Here is a 20,743-nt window from a genome sequence, read left to right on the forward strand (position 1 = left end):
ACGAGATGGCGGACCGCTCAATCAGGTGATCTGCCGGATGCTTTCCCTGATTTCGTCCGGCTTGAACACGCCGATCCAGTCGTCTCGCATGAGACGTTTCTTGCCATTGGTGATGGCCTTGTTGCAGGCATCGGAGAAGACGCCGTCGACTTCTTCCATGACGACTGCTCCAAGAATGTTCATGTGTCCCAGAAGAAAGTCCCGGGCCGCCACGGGGTCGACCCCTCGCCGGATGACTTCATCCATTGCTTCCTTCATCACAACGAGAAGGGTCGCGCAGACGGTTTCGGACAGGCCCGGCTCCAGGAGCGCCATTTGTTCCACCGAGACCCGGTGCGAACGCAGGATCGGCTGGAAAATGGTTTTCGCGATCTCCTCCCCGATTGCATAGTCCTCTTCCGGACCCTGCATGAGGGCGTTCACGATCGCCTGTTTGGCAGCAATACCGCCGAAATAGTCGCGTTTCGCAGGCAACTGCGTTTCATCGTTGAATATCGGCGGATGGCAGGGATGGGTGACGAAATAGGTCACGTCCTTGCGCTCTGGAAAGTGCCCTGCAAAGGGGGCAGCTGCGTCCAGTGCGATCAGCATCGTTCCTGGCGCAAGCTTGTCGATGATGCCTTTCGCCACCGCCCGGATCGCAGTGTCCGGCACAGCAAGAATAACCGCACGTGCGTCTTCAAGCGCGGCGTCGACGTCGACACAGTCGACGCCGACTTCCGCCTTCAGCCGGTCTCTGCCTGCATCGCTGACTTCCACATGGGCAACGTTGAAACGGGAGCCTTTCAGGTTCTGGGAGAGCCGCACTCCCATTTTCCCCCCCGCACCGATGAGAGCGATTTTCATGTGTCCTCCAAATTTGTTGAGCAAATAAATTCACATACAAATCATGTTGTCAACTGGTATGATAAGTTGATAGTCATATAAGCAATGCGTAACTTGGAACAGGACAGAGGACGGGAATGGGGAGGCTCTTTGCAACATATGATCTTGAAACACCAACAACTCTGGAGCGGGCCGCCGAGGTAATCGCAGGTGAACAATCCTCGGGAACATTCCTGAAGCTGCCGGGTGAAACAGACCGGTTAAAAGAGCTCTCCGGGGCAAGGGTCGAGCGGGTCACGGCAACATCGAACAGCAGGGTTCCCTCGCTGCCGTGCCGGATCAGCGCGGAGACCTACACGCGCGGCGAGGTCGTTCTTTCCTGGCCGCTCGAGAACATGGGCACATCCCTTCCCAACGTCCTGGCAACCGTTGCCGGCAACCTTTTTGAACTGGCAGACGTGTCCGCGCTTCGCCTGACGGACATTTCGTTTCCTGAAGAATTCGCCATCGCGTATCCGGGTCCGGCCTACGGCCGGCAAGGAACTCTGGCGCTTGCCGGTGTCAGGGACCGGCCAATGATCGGCACAATTATCAAACCAAGCGTCGGTCTCTCACCTGCCGAAACAGCGTCTCTTGTCGCAAAACTCGCCGACGGTGGAATCGATTTCATCAAGGATGATGAATTGCAGGCGAACGGACCTCACTGCCCGTTCGAGGATCGCCTGAACGAAGTCATGAAAGTCATCAATTCGCATGCGGACCGCACCGGCAGGAAGGTGATGTACGCCTTCAACATCACCGACGAGCTGGACGTGATGCGCCGTAATGCCGACCTCCTGCAACAAGCCGGTGGCACCTGTGCGATGGTCAGCCTGTTTTCACTTGGCCTTACGGGACTGACCGCCATCCGGCAGCACGTTGATCTTCCACTTCATTGCCACAGAAACGGTTGGGGCATTTATTCCAGATCGCCGGATATCGGCATCTCGTTTCGTGTCTGGCAGAAGTTCTGGAGGCTCGCCGGAGCGGATCATCTGCATGTCAACGGGATCGCGAACAAGTTTACAGAGGCCGACACCACGGTTATCGAAAACGCCCGCTCTCTCGATGATCCCTTGTCAGGAGAACGCGGATATCAGGCGATGCCGGTATTCTCGTCGGGTCAGACAGCCGTTCAAATGGAAGAGACCTGCCGGGCCGTAGGGCACACCGACTTCATTTATTGTGCCGGGGGCGGGATCATGGGACACCCCGGCGGTGTTGCCGGCGGTGTCGCCAGCCTGAAGCAGGCTGCAGAGGCTGCCGTCGGCGGAATTCCGGCACATGTTTTCGCGAAAGATCACAAGGAACTTTCCGAGGCCCTGGACCTGTTCGGCAAAAAAGACGGCACCGGAGCAAGGAAATGACCGGCGATCTTCTCATTTCCTATTACGGTGACGATTTCACCGGATCGACGGACGTGATGGAAGCCCTGACAACCGGAGGCGTCGAAACCGTCCTGTTCACGTCAATCCCGGGTGAAAAACAGCTCGAAAAGTTCAAGCATTGCCGTGCGGTCGGCCTGGCAGGCATCAGCCGTAGCCAGACACCAGAGTGGATGTCGGAGCACCTACCGGCGATTTTCTCCTGGCTGTGGACGCTCGATGCGCGTTTCTGCCACTACAAGACCTGCTCGACCTTCGACAGTTCGCCGCAGAAGGGCTCCATCGGCCGTGCCCTGGAAATCGGCCTGGAAACGTTCAGCCAGAAACGGACAGCAGTTGTGGTCGGGGCTCCCCAGCTTCGGCGCTACACCTATTTCGGCAATTTGTTCGCGGCTTACCGGGATGAAGTTTACAGAATAGACAGGCATCCCGTGATGAGCAGGCACCCGGCAACGCCGATGCACGAAGCGGATCTGGTAAAACACCTGTCAGGACAGACGAACCTGCCCTTTGAATGCCTGACCCCACTGGACTATTCCATCGCCGCCAAGCACGGCATGGTCCCGGACATCGGCCAGGTGCGCAACCCCAATCTCCTGATAGATGTTTACGACAGCCTGTCCCAGGTGGCCGCGGGCAGTTATCTCGAAGAAAGCAGGCAGGATCTGGGTCCATTCATTGCTGGCTCGTCCGGCGTTGAATACGCCCTCTTGCACAAATGGCGCGAACTTGGCCTGCTGCGGCCACCGAAACCATCTCCGCCTCTGACGTCCCAATCCCGTATCGCAGTTGTCTCGGGAAGCTGCTCGCCAACAACCGCGCGCCAAATTGAAACCGCGGAACATTTGGGCTTCAAGGGCATCGAAGTCGATTTCAATGCACTGGCAACCGGCCACGGCATCAAGCAGGAATTCGAACGCGTGCTGCAGATCGCTTCCGAGGCACTCGAAACCGGGCAAAGTCCGATCCTTTACACCGCCAAAGGTAAGACCACCGAAGAGGTAACAGGGTCCGTGAACCTCGATCAGGTCGGCAAAACCCTCGGCCGCCTTCTGGCTACCCTCAAGGACCGGCATGGTCTCGAGCGTGTTGCCGTTGCCGGTGGTGACACATCGAGCCACGCTCTGGCGGAGCTGGACATTTTCGCCCTGACTCTCCGACAAGCCATCCCGACCACACCCGGTTCGCCAGTGTGCACCGCCCATACCCGCGGAGGATCAGAACTCGAAATTGCGCTAAAGGGCGGCCAGATCGGAAATGACAGCTATTTTGCAGATCTTCGAGACGGCACCTTCAAGCCCTGACGACCAAGGCGGGAAAGCAATTGCGTGGTCGCTCTCCGTGCTGAAATCCGCCCAAATGAAGCCCCACTCACGGTGGAGTTTCCACGGGTAGTATGTCGGTGGAATTACGGCTCCCTGACACCAGGCAAGCGGCGGCAACCTACCCTGAAAAGCCGTTTGATCCTTTCATCGCCACAACCTTTGATATATTCCCGTGGAGAGTTCCCGACCATATCAACAGGTCACGGGCTAACGCTGGCCGCAAACCCAAAATGAAGAATGCAAGCAAGAGGGCTGGCAACCGATGCCGATGATCACGGATCCGGAAGATTTTTTTACCAAGGGCTGTGGTCGTTGTGAACGCTTTGAAACGCCTGACTGTTCAACCCGTCCCTGGATCGACGGTCTGAGGCATCTGCGCCGTATCTGCCTTGACATGGAACTGGAAGAAACCGTCAAGTGGGGGCATCCCACCTATATGCACGCTGGTCGAAACATAGCGATTTTTGGGGCGTTTCGCAGCGATTTTCGTCTGAGTTTCATGAACGCCGGTCTCCTGAATGACACGGAAAATGTGCTTGAACCACAGGGACCGAACGCTCGTACGCCGAGCATAATCCGCTTTGCCGATGTGGCCCTGGTTGAAGAGATGGAACCAGTGATCCGCGCGTACCTTCGGCAGCTTATGGAGCATGCGGAAAAAGGCACGAAGCCACCAAAGGTACGAACGGAAATTGACATGCCGGATGAATTGGCTGAGGCCCTGCAAACGGACCGGGAGCTGGCCGATGCATTTTATGCGCTCACGCCGGGTCGGCAAAGAAGCTACATGTTCAATCTTAACCAGGCCAAACAGTCCGCAACACGTGTCGCTCGAATCGAGAAGTTCCGCCACAAGATCATTGCCGGCAAGGGCGCCATGGAACGTTAGAATGTGCGGCCACAGCTCTGGAACCGTTGCGGACGTCCAAGTCTATCCAGACGTTTTTTCTCGATTGCCACTACCTAGTAACGGGCCGATTTCTCCACTCGGGTAGCGGGAAGAGTTTGTCGTAAACCCAGTTAAAGGCAAAAGCGTAGACCAGGTAGAACGCTACGAAAAACAGATCCATTACCAAAGCCTGCCAAAGGGACACACCCAGATACCAGGCAATGAATGGCATCAGAACGATCAGCAGACCAATCTCGAAGAAAATCGAATGGATGATGCGCACAATGAGCGTCTTCAGAGTCTCGCCCGTGAGGCGCTTGTAGGTCACGTCGAAAACGAAATTATAGACGACGTTCCAGAGCGTCGCGATGGTTGCGCTGACAACGCCGACGACGCCAACATCATGCATTGGCACGCCAAAGGCGACCGTTCCGAGCGGAACGGCCAGGACGAGTGCGATAATTTCGAAGCATAGTGCTTGTCGAAGACGATCGAGTGGGGACCGCATTGAAACCTCAACAATGGTAGCGGGTCGTCCCGCTTTGTTATTTCCACATATGAGGTCGTCCTCAACGCGCCGATATAGAAATCCTGCACGATCTTTTCAAGTTGAACAGATGCAGCCTGAAAGTGCCTGGACCTGAGATGGTCACCCATCAAATTCGGCCTCATAATGCGGCTTCTCGGGCAAAAGCGACACCAAAATGTGCCGCAGCAAGTTGGGAAGCCAAGAGCCCTGGTCCAAACGGCACGTCACTTCGACGGAGGGCGTTCCAGTTCAACCCTGCTGCGGGCGCCAGTCAGCCGATGGAATGACGTTGATCATCCATGGAATGCCGAAGCGGTCGACCAGAGAGCCGAAACCTGGTGACCAGAAGGTTTCTGCAAACGGCATCACCGTCTTGCCGCCTTCGGACAGTTGACCGAACCAACGTTCCGCTTCTGCCTTGTCTTCGGTATGCAGTGTGACATCGAAGCCGTTTTTGGGTTTATCGATGCCAGGCGCCCATCCGGTGTCCATATCGGCACCCATCAGCGCCTGGTCACCAACTTCCAACCAGCAGTGCATCAGCCAGGTCTTGTACGCCTCATCGGTGATGGGCATGCTTGGAGGTGCGTCGGCATAAGGCATGGCGGCTGTAATCTTCCCGTTGAGTACCTTCGCATAATACTCAAAAGCCTCACGACACTGGCCCCGGAAGCTTAGACTGGTAACGATTTTCACGGTTGTCTCCTTTCGATTGGTGTTTGCAGGTGCTCCCCGCGAGACACCGAGCCCGGAATTGCGAAACTGAGCTGCTCCTGTCTTTCAAGAAGCGCAACGGCGGCACGGTCGTTGGTATCGCGGAAGAGGTTCATTTTCAGGCGTCCGCATGCACTGCCAGATCGATAGTCGGCAATGGGGGCGCATCCAGGCCGTTGAAGGGGTCACGCCAGGCAGTGATCTGTTCGAGCTCGTGATACCAACGAGCGATGCAAGAATAGTCTTCGATCGGCAGTCCTGCGACATCATTGAAGGGCAGATACGCCGCCATTCGGAAGTCGGCATAGGAAACCGAATTTCCGACGAGCCACTCGCGTTGAGAAAGTTCGACTTCGAGAATTTCCGCGGATCTGCGGAAGAGGCGTAGACCTTCCTCGATTTTCTTCGGGTCAATCGAACCAAGCCGGTAGCGCTGTTTGGTCCCCCGTTCGAAATGAACAATATCGCAAGCTTTCTCGAAGTTCTCTTTGCTCCAGCTCAGCCAACGGATCATCTCCGGTTCGTCGTCGCCGGTGCGCCAGAAATTCGAACGTCCGAGGCGCGAAAGCCGGCAGGCAATTGCATCGGTCTCCCAAAGGCTTTTTCCCGAGTCTGAGAGTATGGGTAACAACAGATTGGGATTTAGCGGTCGAAACCTCTCAGCCTCACCAGGGGCGAGGGGCGAGGCAAATTCGAACTCGATATTTGCGTCGAGATAGCGAGCCACCGCGACCGCCAGTCGAGGATTGGGGTTTCGGCTGAAGAACAGTTTCATTCCATATCACTCCCGGTGTTCGTCCATTCCAAGCGAAATGCTGACTGCACCCGGCGGCCTTTTCGTTAGCAGTAATATCAATCCAGACATTTCCAACATCGCCTTTGCAGAGGCATTCTTTCCGCAGACAAAAAGTAGTCTTCCAGGCAACAAACCGTCGACCTTGGCACTGCTCGCAGGTGTTTTCCTCGACCTTGGCTCTACCTCAGGCAGATCTTTTTCCCTGTGAAGATCACTCTTTTGGCTCCCCACTCCGCGATTGTTTCGCCAGTCAAAGTAGGAGGACTATCGTGCGCCAGTGAAGGATGACAGATCTAGTATTAAAAAACAACTGACAGTATTAAAAAACGATCAAACGGCCAAAACTGTTCAAATTGCAAACACCTTCCGCTGACTTGTCACCTCAAACGGTGGCTGGCGATTCCTTGGCGTTGAGACCTGCAAGGCCAGGCTCTTCATTGTCCAAATAAAGAGAGAAGCCGTTCGCTTGTTCATCGCCCAAGTGAGCGTGAAGCAGTATGCTGGGGGTCAGGCAATCGCCTGCACTTTGCACACGGTAAGGGAGCGGCGGGACCTAATACCGCGCCTGCATCCTTCCCCCCCAATCACTTTGCCACCGGCTCGAACCCGCTGTCCGCGACCGGTCAACGCGATGAACCAAGAGAGGTGGAGGGACAACATAACCCGTATAGTAGAGAACACCGTGATTGATCGGAAAATAGCGGCGCAATGTACCGGCTTGCTCAAAAGTGCCCCATACGAACCGATTCAGCGCAACATGCTCTAAAGTCAACAAAAATGAAAGAGACGCCTCCTCAAGCAATTTTGAAGAGGAGACTGCGCTGCCTTTGATGAGATCTACCATCAGGCAAATCGAAATTGACAACGCTATTGTTTTCGATAATATTTTTGAAATACTAATTTGAAATTGAAAATAACGTTAGCAGTCGCACGGTCGTTGATAACGAAGAGATACCTGCGACCAAATATGCCGAGCAGGCTCGATACAAGACTTCTGATTGCACTTTTTGAATGTCGAGCAGCCACGTCGTTTCAGACCAACCAGGGCTGACAATGGACGTTAATCACCTTTGTTTTCGAAAATTGAATATGGTCCGCTATGAATTCCACTTCGCCGCAAAGTTCGCAATTCAACTATTCCGTACACGGTCTGCGCGGCGTTGCGTCGATCATGGTGCTGATCGCTCATATTCTCGGTGGAACAGCCGAACACATCTACAATGACAGGCCGGGATATGTTGAAGGGATTGTGCCGTTTCACAACTTCGGCACATCCGGCGTCATGTTGTTTTTCGTAATCAGCGGGTTTGTCATCCTGCCGAGTGTGATGAGGTATTCTCCGTCAGAGTTTGCCCTCAGGCGCCTTCTGAGGCTCTATCCGCTCTTTCTCGTGTCGACATTGTTTTTTGCCGTCCTGAATGGCGCGACAAACAGGTACCCGGAACTGAACAACCTTGAGTCAGTCCTGTTTTCCCTGACATTCCTGGATTTGTTCACAACAACAAAGCAGGTTGCCCCGAACGCCTGGAGCCTGACCTATGAAGTGATGTTTTATACGTTGGCCTGCATGACGTATTTTTTCCTGACAAGAAAAATGAACATCGTCTGGAAGATCGCTTCCCTGGCGATACCGGTACTGTTTACCTACTACTATCCGAAGGCGCTGTTTTTTCTGTCCGGGGCCGCCATCTACTGGATGTACAGGAGCGAAATCACCAACGGCTTGAAGTACACGAAAACGCTTGAGGCCATTTCGTTTTTCGTCTGGGTCTATCTGGCTTCCACGTGGGACTTCAAGTTTCGGACCTACGAGTTCTACGAGGCCTATCCGACCATCATACCCGCCCCGGCGCTCCTGGTCCTGGCCACTGCGACCTACTTCTTTTTTGCGGCTTCGAGAGACAGCCTGACCGGGAAATTACTGAGCAACAGGATCATGTTCTTCTTCGGAACAATAAGCTACAGCTTCTACCTGGTTCATCCGTATATATACTTTGCTACACGGCAAATTTTCTCATCTCTCGGCCTGTTTGGCGACAATATCTTTGTGTCCCTTCTAATTTTTGGCGCGGTCGTATTTATTCTCACAACAATCTTCTCGCACTTCTCCTATCTGATACTCGAGAGACTGCCGTACCAAATCTTCTTCGGTCAGAAAATCTACCGAAACAGAAGGGTTCAGAACGCCTGATAACGTGGCGCACGCCAATCAACGCTGAACCGCGTTTGAACCCGAGGCATTGATGGCCTTATGGCCAATCTGGGTTGTTCGGCATGACGCTGGCTGGTTGCTTCAGGCGGGGGCCTTTGCAGGTGACTTGTGCGACACCGCAAGCGATCGATCAGCGATCGAAGCGACTTTTTCGGCCAGCTCGATGATCCGCTCCTGTTCCCACGTGGTATCCACGAGGAAAGCGAGACTTGTCTCGCCCAGCTGCCTGGCAACGGGAAGCGGTTTGTCGGGCCCCAGCCCGCGGTCGCGAAACATTGCCTCTTTGTAGATTTCCGAACAGCTTCCGGAAAACGCGGGCAGACCCGCTTCGGCAATTTCGGCAAGGATCCGGTCGCGCGACCAGCTGTCGGCCATGGCCTCCGGGCGTACGAAGGCGTAAAAGCGATAATAGGCATGGGTGAGGGACTGAGGCGGAACGGGAACCCGTAACGCACTCGATCCGCTGAGGATCTCGGCAAGCGTCAAGGCATTGCGCGTCCGGTGGGCGCGGGTTTCCGCGAGCCGCGACAATTGTATGCGCCCGATAGCAGCCGAAGGTCCCGCCATGCGAAGGTTGGTGCCCGGGCCTGAATCATGCAGCCATCGAAAGCCGGGCTGATGGTCTTTTTCAAACACCGTCGCATAGCCCTTGCCATGATCCTTGAAACTCCAGGCGCGAGACCAAAGGTCGGGATTGTCGGTGAGAAGCATCCCACCTTCGCCCCCTGTCGAGATTATCTTGTCCTGACAGAATGAATAGGATCCGAAATCACCCAGTGTACCCACATGCCGTTCACCGATCATCGCGCCATGTGCCTGGGCGCAATCTTCGATCACCCAGATATTGTGGGCGCGGGCAAGAGCCAGGATGCCGTCCATATCGCAGGGCCAGCCTGCCAGATGCACGGGCAGGATGCCGACCGTTCGTGAGGTGATGAGAGGGGCAATCGTCTCCGGCGTGATGTTCTGGCTGTCCGGATCAATGTCGGCGAACACCGGAATGCCGCCGGCCAGGAGCACACAGCTGGCTGATGCAACGAAGCTGCGTGGGGTCACGATGACTTCGTCGCCCGGCTGAATGTCGAGAATTCGCAGCGCGGTGTCCAGTGTTACCGAACCATTGGCCATTGCGATTGCGTGAGCAGCGCAGGTGTAGTCGCAATACTCCGTTTCGAAGGCAAAGACGTCCGGGCCGGTCCAGGCATTCACCTTGCCGGACCGCAGGACGCCGGTAACGGCATCGATCTCTTCGTCAGTGTAGACTGGCCAACCGCCCATATCCTCTCTCCTCAGACCACATAACGCACAAGGACGAACCCCTCGGCGGCAGAACGGTGAACGGTCGCCCCGCGCAAGGTGGCCAGCGCCCGCAGGGACTCCACCGACCTTTCGTGGGGTGCCTCGCGAACCTGACTTGCGAACAGCTGGAAAGCCTCGAGCTTGCGGTCGAGCGTTGCTGAAATATCCACGAACACATTTGGAACGAATGCCGGCGTGAGGTACGGCGCATTCCAGTTGGTTTCCGAAAGAGTTTCGTAAGCCGCAATGACGGAGGGATGCCGGGCCTGATGGGGCCGGCTGGCAACCAGGGTGGACAGAAAGCAGAGCTGATGGTCGAGATGGATGTCGCCCGGATGTGGTGCCAGGACCAGCGTCGGGTCGAGATCCCGAACGAGCGCGCCCAGCCCGCCGTTCAGGTCGGCATGAGGATACTCCGCCAATTCAGCGGCAGGAAAATCGAGCCAGTGGGTTTGCGAAATGCCCAGATGGGCGTGCGCGGCTGCGGCTTCTTCGCGAACCTTGTGGATCTGCTCGGCTGAGAACCTGGGCGGACGTCCGCGTGTGACAATGGCGACATGCACCGCTCTGCCTTGATCCGCAAGACGGGCAATTGTGCCTCCGGCACCCAGAACTTCGTCATCGGGATGGGGCGCGATTACAAGTGCCGGGCCGTCGCCGGTGAAAATTGGAGAATTCATGATTTTGCACGACTGCTGAATTTGGAGTGAAGACCTGGGCACCGGTCAGGGCCGGTCCATTCGAGAATTTCAAGACATTGGCCGTCGCCGCATGCAACGGTAAATACCGAACCGTCAACCGCCTGGACCTGGCCAGGAAGACCGATGTAACGACCCTTGTGGGGGCAATGCCTGGCACGGGTCACGGTCAGCATGCTCCCGTCAGAGGTTTCCGTAAAAGCTCCGGGATAGGGGGGACCGACGGCACGAATAAGCCGGTCGATCTCCGCCGCGGAGCGAGACCAGTCGATAAGACCATCTTCCGGCCGCCGCCGCGCACATATGCTTACGCCGTTTTCAGACTGCGGTTCGGACGGCACCTCGCCGGACTGGATCCGGGTCAACAAGGGCGGCAGCATCTGCGACACTGCGTTCCTCACGCGGTCATAGAGTTCACGAGCAGTGATCGTTTCCGGGTCGATGTCGTACCGCATCTGAGCTGCGATCGGGCCATCGTCCACGCCCTCACCAAGCCAGAACAGGGTTGCGCCAGCTTCGGTTTCACCCACGAGGATCGTCCAGGGGATGACACCTCGGCCGCGCAGGCGCGGCAGGGCAGAGGGATGGAACCCGATACAGCCGAGCCGTGGTATGGCGCGAAAGTCCGGCCCGCAAATCTGCGACCAGCCGATAACGAGTATCAGGTCAGGACCGACTTCCCGAAGGACCTTGAGCGTCTCCTCGCTGTCGGATCGTGAAGTGTGGTGGACGGGCACGCCGTACTTTTCGGCCGTCGGCGCGAGATCGGCAAAATCCGAGTGCCGGCCGGACAGCTGCGGCGGCAGTGTCACCACGAGGGCGGGAACGTGACCGGCGGCGCAAATTGCGGCAAGAGCTTCAAGAGACCCTTCGACCGCACCCACAAAGACGGTCTTCATGCGGAAACCTGCTTGTTGTCGGCCCTGTTATCGAGACCTTTCCAGGAGCTTGCCGCATCAAGCCGGCTCGCGTTCTTGTGCTCACCGAAAAGTGCAACCCCGATAGTTTCAAAGATAATCTGAAGATCGAGCACTGCGGAGCGATGCGCGATGTACCAAAGGTCCAGTCGCAATTTCTCCTCGTTGCTCAAGGACGTGTTACCGCTCACCTGGGCCCATCCGGTCAGCCCCGGCCGCACGGCTCCGCGCCGGACCCCGTCTGCCCCGAATTGCGCCACTGTCTCGGGCTTCAAGGGGCGTGGCCCGACAAGGGCCATCTCACCGCGAAGGATTGACAGCAGCTGCGGAAACTCATCGAGCCGAAGGCGTCTCAGCCAAATACCGGATGTGGAGACGCGTCTTTCGTCGGGCAGCAGGTTCCCGCCGGCATCGCGCGCATCGCTCATGGTGCGCAGCTTGGCGAGGATAAACACCGTGCCGCCTTTTCCTGCTCGCGTTTGCGTGAAAAAAACCGGTCGACCCAACGTAAGCAGTGTGAGCAATGCCGCGAACACGAAAAACGGAAATGCAAAAACCAGCGCACAGAGGCACAATAAAATTTCAATAACCCTGTTCATCGGAATCCTTGGCTCCTGAAATTAAAAAACAGAGAAGATTCTGAAGGCCAATAAAACCAAAATAGAAAGAAAACTACGAACCTAAGATAAGCATCTACCTCGCAATATTGACACACTAGCCAAAATTTACAAGTGGAAGTCCCATCATTGTTTAAGCACCTGGACAACAAACCGAATGCGCCCTGGGAATTCCTTTCCGGAGCCGCCAATTCAGCAACGGAAGGGTAGGGACGGACTTACCGTTCCAAAGCCGGCAAAGAATTGGACAACACCTTTACAGAGGTGCCTCGAAATCCCCTGACAGAGTTCCATGGACAGTGTTTGTCCGCCGCCCTCGCTTCGCTCCAGCCGCCCCGGCGGCAGGTCTAACCGAAGGGAAAACGAGTCATCCAAATGCGGTTCGAACGGCAACAGGAAGGGCCCAAATTCATCATAAATCAGCCTCCGCGATAGTGGCGATGACGTTTTTTGCACTGTCAGAATGCTGCACCCTGAACTGGCTGATTTTAATTGTTTTTTCCGTATTTTTTGGGGGTTTGGAAACGCTAAAAAGGCCATCGGATCAATCCGCCCAAGAAATTTGTGGAAAAAAACTATTTATTAACCTTGCGTTATGTGTTACACCTTGGGTTGAAATTGCAAGACTAAATTTAACATGAAATGCTGTGACGTATGGCATTTTTTCATGCTCTGAAGATTTTATTTTTGAAACCTGATCATTATTTTAGATGATCGACGTCCTTTTAAGGGACTAATCTTCGGAAAAACTGAAAATATTTGTCGAAACTACATTCACGAAGTGGGAATCGTTTTATTTATTTTCCATTTTGTAAATACGCCACCGTCGCAGCAAAAAAAACAAAGAATAATCAGTCCGTTAAAAAATAGCGGACGGCGAGGCACAGCTATTTTTGTGCCTCAAGTGTTTAGCGGAGCGTTTGCTTATGGCGGATTTTTATTCTTCTGAGACGACGTCGAAGATTGGGATAAAAGCATCGGGTCACTCTGTCTTGGAAAGCCAGCCGAAGATTAATCGGTGGTTCCAACAATTATTGGCCGAGCTGAAAGCTAATCGCAGACTTGTCCTGGGTGACGTCGTTTCAATTACACTGTCTGCAGCGCTTGCAGTGCTCCTGACGGTGACCGGATCGGCTCAAAAGCAGTTATTGCCTGCGATACTGCCATTTGCGGCGCTGGCGTGTGTCTGCGGTCTCGTGATTTTCCCATTGGCCGGGTTCTACCGCCGGGACACGCGATCAACTTCGTTGAGAGACATCGTTGTTCTGCTCAAGGGAGCCCTGCTCACCAGCGTTTCGCTTGCAATCCTGTCACGTTTCAACCTTGTGACAGCCTCCGTTCCCATCCCTGTCGTGATCGTTCAGTTTTACCTCGCCGTGCCTGCGCTCGGTGCGTTGCGGGTTATCGCCAGGGGCCGGGAGCTGACCCGTCAAAGCCGCCACCTCAAGGAGAAAGAGGTGGATTCGAGGATTCCGGTACTTCTGGTGGGGACCGGCGCAAGTTGCGATCTCTTCCTGCGCTCCTTGCGCAATACTGGCTCCCGCTACCTTCCGGTCGGAATTATCGATGATGCCCGCAACACCCAGGGGCTCTACTTCCACGACGTCCAGATCATCGGAACGCTGAGAGATCCTGAAAACGTGATCGAACGGCTTTCGCATTGGAACGTACTGCCACAGCGGCTGCTTCTGACCGAACCGACGACCCATTTCGACAGCGACGGCATCCAGAAACTGACTGTCTGGGCCAGTGGACATGGGGTAACTGTTTCAAGGCTGCACGGGCTGGAGGATCTTGGTTCCCCAGATCTGGGCGAAGGGCAGAACATGAGAACCGTGGATCCGGATGACATTCTGGATCGGCCGCAAAAGGCAGTGGAACGCTCGTTGCTGTTCGAAGTCTTCAAGGGGCGACGCGTCCTGGTGACAGGTGCCGGCGGGTCGATCGGCAGCGAACTCACACGGCAGATCGCGTCCTTCCATCCGGCAGAGATCGTGATCATCGACAACTGCGAATTCAACGCCTACTCGATCGATATGGATCTGTCGCAGCATTTTCCCGATGTACCGCGGCGGATGTACGTGGCCTCCATCGTCGATGCGGACCGCGTCAACTCGATCTTCCGGCAACACCGTCCGGAACTGGTGTTCAATGCGGCAGCCCTGAAGCATGTGCCGATCGTCGAGCTCAACCCGTGCGAAGGCGTTCTGACGAATGTTGTCGGATCGAGAAACGTTGCCGATGCGGCCCGTGAAATCGGTGCACTCGCGATGGTACAGATCTCGACCGACAAGGCCGTCAACACGACCAACGTCATGGGGGCAACCAAACGCGTCGCGGAATTCTACGTCCAGGCGCAAGACCGTATCACCAACGAGACGGAAGAACGCACCAGGTTCTTCTCTGTTCGATTTGGCAATGTCCTGGGGTCCTCAGGGTCGTTGATACCGCTGTTCCAGCGCCAGATCTCAAACGGCGGACCGATCACGATTACCGATCCAAAGATGGAACGGTACTTCATGACGATCCGCGAAGCGGTCCAGTTGACACTGGTATCTGCGGCGAGCGGCCTGAAGTTCGACACCAGCCAGGGCGAGATCTTCGTCCTGGACATGGGCAAGCCGGTCAAGATCGTCGATCTTGCAGAACGCATGATCCGTCTTGCCGGACTGACACCTCACCAGGACATCAAGATCAATTTCATCGGCATGCGTCCCGGCGAGAAGCTGTTCGAGGAACTGTTCGACAAATCGGAAGCCCGCGCCGATTGCGGAATTCCCGGTGTCAGCGCCGCACGTCCGGAAGGCGTTCCGATTGCGCGGCTGCGGGCAATGATCCTGAAGCTGGAGCTTGCCGCACGGTGTCAGAACGGGTCCTTGGTCAACCAGTTGCTTCGGGACCTGGTGCCTGGTTACGGCACAAAAACATCATGCGCGGTGGAGCCGGCCAAAGTTGGTGCAAGCGCTGCATGGTCAGGTGCGAAGGAAATGACCGTGAAGTTGCCAATTCCGCCCCATGCCGTTCTTCGGCCGGTTGGTGCACCTGAAGTGCTGAGTACTGGCTAATGAGCGCTTCTGCCAACCATATGGACTACGCGGTCGGTATGTCTTCCAAGTCGGGGAGAGGGTCTTCCGGGCGCCGCCGGCGAGCTGTGATCGTCGGTAGCCTGGGGTATTCGCTGGTCAATTTCCGGCTGGATCTGATGCGGCGCTTCCAGGCAAACGGCTATGAGGTGACCGCTTTCGCCGCCGAGATCGATGCCGAGACCGCCAGAATTCTGGACGAGAACGGGATCGCTCATCGCGAAATTCCCATGAAACGCACAGGGACGAACCCCTTCAGCGATCTTGTCAGCCTCTGGGCTCTCATTCGTGCACTTCGCGAGGAAAAACCGGAACTCGTCCTCGCATATACAATGAAGCCTATCGTCTATGCCTGCCTTGCAGCACAACTGGTCGGCATCCGGTCCCGCTACGCGCTGTTCACCGGGCTTGGATATGCCTTCATGGAAGAAAATCCAACCGGACGCAGGCGTTATGTCCGCAGCGCCTCCGTATTGCTGCACCGGATCGCACTGCGCAAGCTTACCGCGGCTTTCTGCTACAACAGCGCGGACCGCCGGGATATCCGGAACTATCGGCTGATACCGGACCAGGTGCCTCTTCACGACATTCCCGGTTCAGGCGTAGACACGGCACGCTTTTCGGCAACACCTGTTCCGCGGGGCCCCGTCCGCTTCCTGTTCGTGGGGCGGCTGCTTCGGTCCAAGGGGCTTGCTCTTCTTGCCGAAGCCGCGAAGCTCCTCAAGGCGCAGGGGCTCGAATTCGAGCTCGACATCCTGGGCCCGACCGACAGTAATCCCGATGCGATCGAACCAGAGCAGCTCGACGCCTGGCAAAGCGCAGGATTGCTGCGATATCGCGGCGCGACAAACGATGTCGTCCCCTTCCTTCAGGCGAGCAGCGTGCTGGTTCTACCGACGTCGCTGCGGGAAGGCATTCCGCGTTCCATTCTCGAGGCCATGTCCTGCGGGCGCGCTGTCATCACCACCGATGCGCCGGGGTGCGGAGAGACCATAGAACACGGCGTTTCCGGCTTCGTCGTCCCGCGCGGTGATGTTCAGGCTCTCGCCGCAGCGATGAAAAGCTTCATCGAAACACCGGCGCAGGCTGCAAAGATGGGCGCGGCTGCCCGGGCACTCGTTTGCAGCAAGAATGATATTCACCGGGTGAATGCCAGGCTGATGCAGCTCATGGGCATCGAAGCCGTCCGATATGCCTCCGGCTCGCGTAGCCTGGGTTCTCCGGCCGAAGCCGAACTGGTCTGCCAGGTCTCGGAGGTAGCGCTCCCATGACGCAGTCCGTCACAACGGCCCGCACGGCATTGTCCGACCTGATGACTTCCCGGGTGGTGCGTTTTCTTGGCGCCGGCATAATCAATACGGCGTTCGGATACGGGGTCTTCGCAATCCTCGTCCTGGCAGGTGTGCACCCGCAGGTCGCTCTCGTGGCGCAGTTCGGTCTCGGGGTCATCTGGAACTATTCCATCCATGCCCGGTTTGTTTTCGGTGTCAGCGGCTTTGGCAGGCTTCCGCTCTACGGGCTCGCCTATGTGGCGGCCTATGCATTCAACGCGCTGTTGCTTGCGGTCCTGACCGGCGCCGGGATACCTGCGCTCGGTGCCCAACTCCTGTCGCTGCCGCCTGTCGTGGCCCTGTCCTATATTCTTGTTGCCCGCGCCCTCGGCGTGCGGGCGGGTGGAAAGGACGCACAGCAATGAGTGTCCTGCAGTCCAACCAGTTGGCCGCCGCGGCGGGTCAGGCTTCAAATGCCGGACACCGTCAGAAATGGCTGCGCCTTGCAGTCAGTGTGGCGTCGGTTGCGGGCGTCGCGCTGCTGCTTGGCGCTCTTTACGGCAGGCTGATGACCTTCGGTTTGCGGCGGGACGAGATGATGTTCGTTCCCCCCGCGCAATTTATGCCGGACTGGCAGCTATACCAGGACGTCTTCTTCAATCATGTGCCGAATGTCGCCTGGTTCTTCCACTCCATGCATATCGTCTTCGGCGATCAGGGTTTGCTGGGCGCGGCAAGGACAGGCGTCTTTCTTCTTTGGGTGCTGCTGATCCTTGCGATTATCTGGACCACGCTGCGCATTTCGCGATCCTGGCTGCTGGCACTGTTCTCGGCCGTGGCCATTCTCGCCGCGGATCCGTTGCTCGGCCAGGCCGGTATGGCCGCGACCAACAATCTGCTGCCGCTGCCGTTTGCGGTGCTGGGGCTAGGCCTTTTCGTGGTCGAAACCATGGAACGGCGGCCGCGATCCAGTCTGATCTTCGTTGCCGGAATATGCCTTTCGCTCGCAGCAGGCAGCAAGGTCAGTGCGGTGGTCTTCATTCCCCCGGTCGCGCTTGCCGCCTTCCTGCTTCCGGCACGTATTTCCTTGCGCACACGCCTGACCGGAACTGTTCTTCCGCTCGCCGCCGGCGGGCTGGTCGGAGCCTTGCCCGTCTTCTGGTATCTGCTGGACGATCCGCAGCTCTTTCTTGCGCATGTTCTGTCATTTCATACCGGCCCGCACATCGCCTACTGGACGGCGAACGCCGCCAGTGAACCCGGCCTGGCGATGGGGCTTGGCGGCAAGTTGCAGCTCGCGTTCGGAGCCTGGCTGGCAGGTGGTTCTCTGATCCTTGCAACAGTGCTGGTTTACCTGTTCTGGATGTCGCTCCGGGAAGAGCACAAAGGTGAACGGCAGGACGGCAAATGTCTCGGACAGATCGTTGTCGTCCTCGCAGTCACGGCTCTTGCTGCCGTTCTAAGCTTCGTTCCGACACCCGGTTTTCCGCAGTATTACATTCAGCCGCTGGTCTGCCTTCCGATCCTTGGTGCGTTGCTTTACCGGCAGATCGGAACACGGGACCGTCAGCAAGTGGTGCCGGTTCTTTGTGCCAGCATGTTTGTCATGCTCGTCATCACGCTTCCGCGCCTCATGCCCGGGCTCGCAAGCCTTGCCAAACCTGATGACTTTACCTCCGCGCGCCTGGTTCGCGGCGGCCAGGAATTGCAGCAGGCGCTGGCCTCGCACAATGTGCCTGAAGGCCCCGTGGCAACCTTCATGCCGCTTTACCCCATGGAAGCCGGTCTCGACATCTATCCGGAATTTGCCTCCGGTCAGTTCGCGTACCGGATCGCGCCTTACACGGACGCCGAACTTGCCGCTTTCTATCGGATGGTCGGCGCCGACGGTCTGAGAGACCTGTTCGGCAAACAGCCTCCGGCAGCCATCCTCATTGGCTACGACCCCGACCTTGAAGCGCCGATGCTCGAGTATGTGCGGGCAAACAACTACCTGGAAGTTCCGGTTGCCGAACTGAGCAACCGTTACGGAGAAGGCCGACTTTTTGTTCGAACAACGGGAGGCCAGGACTGAGCCGCCGGTCTGTGGCTCTCAATGTTTTGTCAGTGCGATCATTTCAGTCGGGCTGACTTCGTTTCACACCAAGATGTTGTTTTCAGTGTTTAGACAATCAGGGAGAAGAAAAATGCAAACCGTACTTCTTGCCGGAGGGTTAGGCTCACGCCTGGCTGAAGAAACAGTTACCATTCCCAAGCCGATGGTCGAGGTCGGTGGTCGACCGATCATCGCTCGCGTGATGGATATTTACAGTCATTTCGGCCATCGCGACTTCGTTGTTGCGGCCGGTTACAAGGCGTTGCTGATTAAACAGTTCTTCGCCAACTACCATCTTATTGCCAACAATATTTCCGTTTCGGTGGATACAGGAAAGCTGCGTCTCGTACCGTCGGAACCGGGCGGCTGGAACGTCTGCGTTGTCGACACCGGTTCCCACACGATGACCAGTGGCCGCATTCGCAGGCTGCGTGACTGGCTCAACAACGAAACCTTCATGTGCACCTATTCGGACGGTCTGGGCAATATCGACATCAACGCCCTGCTCGACTTCCACAAGTCACATGGAAAGCTTGCCACCGTTACCGCCGTTCAGCCGCCTGCACGCTTCGGCAACATCGAACTCAAGGGAGATCGGGTCTTCGCGTTTACGGAAAAGGTTCGCAAGCGCGACACCTGGATCAACGGCGGCTACTTCGTGTTCGAACCGGGCGTTCTGGATTACATGGTCGATGATGCCGAACCGCTCGAGCAGTCGCCCCTGACCCAGATGGCCAAGGACGGCGAACTGATGGCGTACCGTCACGACGGTTTCTGGCATCCGATGGATACCGTGCGCGATCGGGACACGCTCAATTCGCTGTGCGATGAGCTTCCGCCGCCGTGGTTGCGGTTCAATGAGGAAATGCCAGCCAATATGCCGGCACTCGCGATCTGAGACGACGACCATGTCCGAGTTTATCGATCCTCATATTGGCCGAGCTTTCGCCGGCCGCCGGGTTCTCGTCACAGGCCACACAGGGTTCAAGGGCGGCTGGCTTTCGGCCTGGCTGCTGCACCTGGGAGCCGATGTCGTTGGCCTGTCCCTGCCACCCAGTGAAGGACCGGGTGTCTTCAAATCGTGCGGTCTCGCCGATCGCATGGACAGCCGGATTGCCGACATCCGGGATCGGGGAGCGTTACAGGAAGCTCTGCGCGGCGTGGATGCGGAGATCGTATTCCATCTGGCTGCCCAGCCCCTCGTGCGCCATTCGTACAGGCATCCGGCGGAAACCTTTGCAACCAACGTGTCGGGAACGGCCAACGTCCTGGATGCGGTTCGCCAGATGCCTTCGCTGCGCGCTGTCGTCGTGATCACGACCGACAAGTGTTACGACAACCGCGAATGGACCTGGGGCTACCGAGAGATCGACCCGCTTGGTGGCCACGACCCCTACAGCGCGTCGAAGGCGTGTACCGAACTTGTGGCGCAAGCCTACCGCCACGCCTTCTTCGCCGATAGCAACGGACCGCAGCTGGCCACGGCCAGGGCCGGCAACGTCATTGGCGGCGGTGACTGGGGTGAGGAACGGCTGGTGCCGGACATCGTGCGGGCAGCGTCAACCGGCGTTCCGCTCGAGATCCGCAGCCCCGAGGCGGTGCGCCCGTGGCAACACGTACTGGAGCCGCTTTCGGGCTATCTCCAGCTTGCGGCTCGGCTTGTCGAGGACGGCTCCGAGTTTGCAGGCGCCTGGAATTTCGGTCCCGAGCTGGAAAGCACGGTCAATGTGCGCGAGCTGATGCAGATGGTGCGGACAGCCTGGGGGCAAGGCGCCCCGGAGGTCCGTTTTCCGGAGCAGCAGACGGGAACGTCATCGGCGCTTCACGAGGCCGGCATTTTGCGCCTCGACAGCACCAAGGCCCGCACCCGCCTCGGATGGCGGCCGCAGCTCAGGCTTGCCGAGGCAATCGGAATGACAATCGACTGGTACAAGGCACACGCGCTTGGCGACGACATGAGCGACTGCACCGAACAGCAGCTTGCCGGCTACAGCGCCCTGATGGCTGGCAGCAGTCTCACGCGCTACGCGATGGTCGCTGAATAGACAG

Annotated in this window: 18 protein-coding genes; 10 read left to right on the top strand and 8 right to left on the bottom strand. The window is 57.0% G+C overall.

Annotated elements, in window-relative coordinates; genetic code table 11:
- Positions 1-21: 21 nt before the first annotated feature.
- The gene (locus ACVDG9_RS27880; RefSeq protein WP_022999529.1) at positions 22-846 is read right to left on the bottom strand and encodes a phosphogluconate dehydrogenase C-terminal domain-containing protein; all 825 of its coding nucleotides are present in this window, start codon (positions 844-846) and stop codon (positions 22-24) included.
- Between the two features lie 116 nt (positions 847-962).
- On the opposite strand from ACVDG9_RS27880, the gene ACVDG9_RS27885 reads away from it, so the two are divergent.
- The 3 genes from ACVDG9_RS27885 to ACVDG9_RS27895 all read left to right on the top strand — a co-directional run bounded on the left by ACVDG9_RS27885 (position 963) and on the right by ACVDG9_RS27895 (position 4,463).
- Positions 963-2,231, top strand: a complete 1,269-nt coding sequence (locus ACVDG9_RS27885; protein ID WP_447239573.1) for a ribulose-bisphosphate carboxylase large subunit family protein — start codon at positions 963-965, stop codon at positions 2,229-2,231.
- Positions 2,228-3,553, top strand: a complete 1,326-nt coding sequence (locus tag ACVDG9_RS27890; protein WP_447239574.1) for a four-carbon acid sugar kinase family protein — start codon at positions 2,228-2,230, stop codon at positions 3,551-3,553. The genes ACVDG9_RS27885 and ACVDG9_RS27890 overlap by 4 nt, the downstream gene beginning before the upstream one ends.
- A 289-nt stretch (positions 3,554-3,842) precedes the next feature.
- Positions 3,843-4,463 carry a YdeI/OmpD-associated family protein gene (locus ACVDG9_RS27895; RefSeq protein ID WP_168687825.1) on the top strand — a complete coding sequence of 207 codons (621 nt, stop codon included), beginning with the start codon at positions 3,843-3,845 and terminating at the stop codon, positions 4,461-4,463.
- Positions 4,464-4,533: 70 nt separating this feature from the next.
- Here ACVDG9_RS27895 and ACVDG9_RS27900 read toward each other — a convergent pair whose 3' ends face one another.
- From ACVDG9_RS27900 to ACVDG9_RS27910, 3 genes are all read right to left on the bottom strand, one after another.
- A complete protein-coding gene (locus tag ACVDG9_RS27900; protein ID WP_447239575.1) occupies positions 4,534-4,971 on the bottom strand; it encodes a PACE efflux transporter in 438 nt (145 codons plus the stop codon).
- A 270-nt stretch (positions 4,972-5,241) separates the two neighbouring features.
- The gene (locus ACVDG9_RS27905) at positions 5,242-5,688 is read right to left on the bottom strand and encodes a VOC family protein (protein WP_447239576.1); all 447 of its coding nucleotides are present in this window, start codon (positions 5,686-5,688) and stop codon (positions 5,242-5,244) included.
- A 136-nt stretch (positions 5,689-5,824) separates the two neighbouring features.
- On the bottom strand, positions 5,825-6,481 hold the full coding sequence (locus ACVDG9_RS27910; RefSeq protein WP_447239577.1) for a glutathione S-transferase family protein: 657 nt from the start codon (positions 6,479-6,481) through the stop codon (positions 5,825-5,827).
- A 1,120-nt stretch (positions 6,482-7,601) separates the two neighbouring features.
- On the opposite strand from ACVDG9_RS27910, the gene ACVDG9_RS27915 reads away from it, so the two are divergent.
- A complete protein-coding gene (locus tag ACVDG9_RS27915) occupies positions 7,602-8,693 on the top strand; it encodes an acyltransferase family protein (RefSeq protein ID WP_447239578.1) in 1,092 nt (363 codons plus the stop codon).
- Between the two features lie 102 nt (positions 8,694-8,795).
- Here ACVDG9_RS27915 and ACVDG9_RS27920 read toward each other — a convergent pair whose 3' ends face one another.
- Genes ACVDG9_RS27920 through ACVDG9_RS27935 form a run of 4 tightly spaced genes read right to left on the bottom strand, consistent with a single transcriptional unit; the run spans position 8,796 to position 12,227 of the window.
- A complete protein-coding gene (locus ACVDG9_RS27920) occupies positions 8,796-9,992 on the bottom strand; it encodes a DegT/DnrJ/EryC1/StrS family aminotransferase (RefSeq protein ID WP_447239579.1) in 1,197 nt (398 codons plus the stop codon).
- A gap of 11 nt (positions 9,993-10,003) precedes the next feature.
- Entirely contained in the window at positions 10,004-10,693 is a 690-nt protein-coding gene (locus tag ACVDG9_RS27925; protein ID WP_447239580.1) for a PIG-L deacetylase family protein, read from the bottom strand.
- On the bottom strand, positions 10,690-11,610 hold the full coding sequence (locus ACVDG9_RS27930; protein ID WP_447239581.1) for a methionyl-tRNA formyltransferase: 921 nt from the start codon (positions 11,608-11,610) through the stop codon (positions 10,690-10,692). Before ACVDG9_RS27930 ends, ACVDG9_RS27925 begins: the two co-directional genes overlap by 4 nt.
- Complete coding sequence (locus tag ACVDG9_RS27935; RefSeq protein WP_447239582.1) at positions 11,607-12,227, bottom strand: sugar transferase; 621 nt, start codon at positions 12,225-12,227, stop codon at positions 11,607-11,609. Before ACVDG9_RS27935 ends, ACVDG9_RS27930 begins: the two co-directional genes overlap by 4 nt.
- 1,265 nt (positions 12,228-13,492) lie before the next feature.
- Between ACVDG9_RS27935 and ACVDG9_RS27940 the strand changes: the two genes are divergently transcribed.
- The 6 genes from ACVDG9_RS27940 (at position 13,493) to rfbG (ending at position 20,739) form a co-directional block, all read left to right on the top strand.
- On the top strand, positions 13,493-15,310 hold the full coding sequence (locus tag ACVDG9_RS27940) for a polysaccharide biosynthesis protein (protein ID WP_022999550.1): 1,818 nt from the start codon (positions 13,493-13,495) through the stop codon (positions 15,308-15,310).
- Positions 15,310-16,599 (top strand): glycosyltransferase family 4 protein, encoded by a 1,290-nt coding sequence (locus tag ACVDG9_RS27945; RefSeq protein WP_447239583.1) that lies wholly within the window; start codon positions 15,310-15,312, stop codon positions 16,597-16,599. Before ACVDG9_RS27940 ends, ACVDG9_RS27945 begins: the two co-directional genes overlap by 1 nt.
- Positions 16,596-17,024, top strand: a complete 429-nt coding sequence (locus tag ACVDG9_RS27950; RefSeq protein ID WP_447239584.1) for a GtrA family protein — start codon at positions 16,596-16,598, stop codon at positions 17,022-17,024. Before ACVDG9_RS27945 ends, ACVDG9_RS27950 begins: the two co-directional genes overlap by 4 nt.
- A complete protein-coding gene (locus tag ACVDG9_RS27955; RefSeq protein ID WP_447239585.1) occupies positions 17,021-18,673 on the top strand; it encodes an ArnT family glycosyltransferase in 1,653 nt (550 codons plus the stop codon). Before ACVDG9_RS27950 ends, ACVDG9_RS27955 begins: the two co-directional genes overlap by 4 nt.
- A 112-nt stretch (positions 18,674-18,785) precedes the next feature.
- Positions 18,786-19,592, top strand: a complete 807-nt coding sequence (gene rfbF, locus ACVDG9_RS27960) for a glucose-1-phosphate cytidylyltransferase (RefSeq protein ID WP_022999554.1) — start codon at positions 18,786-18,788, stop codon at positions 19,590-19,592.
- A gap of 10 nt (positions 19,593-19,602) precedes the next feature.
- Positions 19,603-20,739 (top strand): CDP-glucose 4,6-dehydratase, encoded by a 1,137-nt coding sequence (rfbG, locus tag ACVDG9_RS27965; protein WP_447239586.1) that lies wholly within the window; start codon positions 19,603-19,605, stop codon positions 20,737-20,739.
- The last annotated feature ends 4 nt before the right edge of the window (positions 20,740-20,743 follow it).

The organism is Roseibium sp. RP-7, from assembly GCF_053005225.1.

Coding starts and splice junctions, on each gene's coding strand:
- ACVDG9_RS27880 (WP_022999529.1), bottom strand. CDS start 846: ATGAAAATCGCTCTCATCGGTGCGGGGGGGAAAATGGGAGTGCGGCTC.
- ACVDG9_RS27885 (WP_447239573.1), top strand. CDS start 963: ATGGGGAGGCTCTTTGCAACATATGATCTTGAAACACCAACAACTCTG.
- ACVDG9_RS27890 (WP_447239574.1), top strand. CDS start 2,228: ATGACCGGCGATCTTCTCATTTCCTATTACGGTGACGATTTCACCGGA.
- ACVDG9_RS27895 (WP_168687825.1), top strand. CDS start 3,843: ATGATCACGGATCCGGAAGATTTTTTTACCAAGGGCTGTGGTCGTTGT.
- ACVDG9_RS27900 (WP_447239575.1), bottom strand. CDS start 4,971: ATGCGGTCCCCACTCGATCGTCTTCGACAAGCACTATGCTTCGAAATT.
- ACVDG9_RS27910 (WP_447239577.1), bottom strand. CDS start 6,481: ATGAAACTGTTCTTCAGCCGAAACCCCAATCCTCGACTGGCGGTCGCG.
- ACVDG9_RS27915 (WP_447239578.1), top strand. CDS start 7,602: ATGAATTCCACTTCGCCGCAAAGTTCGCAATTCAACTATTCCGTACAC.
- ACVDG9_RS27920 (WP_447239579.1), bottom strand. CDS start 9,992: ATGGGCGGTTGGCCAGTCTACACTGACGAAGAGATCGATGCCGTTACC.
- ACVDG9_RS27925 (WP_447239580.1), bottom strand. CDS start 10,693: ATGAATTCTCCAATTTTCACCGGCGACGGCCCGGCACTTGTAATCGCG.
- ACVDG9_RS27930 (WP_447239581.1), bottom strand. CDS start 11,610: ATGAAGACCGTCTTTGTGGGTGCGGTCGAAGGGTCTCTTGAAGCTCTT.
- ACVDG9_RS27935 (WP_447239582.1), bottom strand. CDS start 12,227: ATGAACAGGGTTATTGAAATTTTATTGTGCCTCTGTGCGCTGGTTTTT.
- ACVDG9_RS27945 (WP_447239583.1), top strand. CDS start 15,310: ATGAGCGCTTCTGCCAACCATATGGACTACGCGGTCGGTATGTCTTCC.
- ACVDG9_RS27950 (WP_447239584.1), top strand. CDS start 16,596: ATGACGCAGTCCGTCACAACGGCCCGCACGGCATTGTCCGACCTGATG.
- ACVDG9_RS27955 (WP_447239585.1), top strand. CDS start 17,021: ATGAGTGTCCTGCAGTCCAACCAGTTGGCCGCCGCGGCGGGTCAGGCT.
- rfbF (WP_022999554.1), top strand. CDS start 18,786: ATGCAAACCGTACTTCTTGCCGGAGGGTTAGGCTCACGCCTGGCTGAA.
- rfbG (WP_447239586.1), top strand. CDS start 19,603: ATGTCCGAGTTTATCGATCCTCATATTGGCCGAGCTTTCGCCGGCCGC.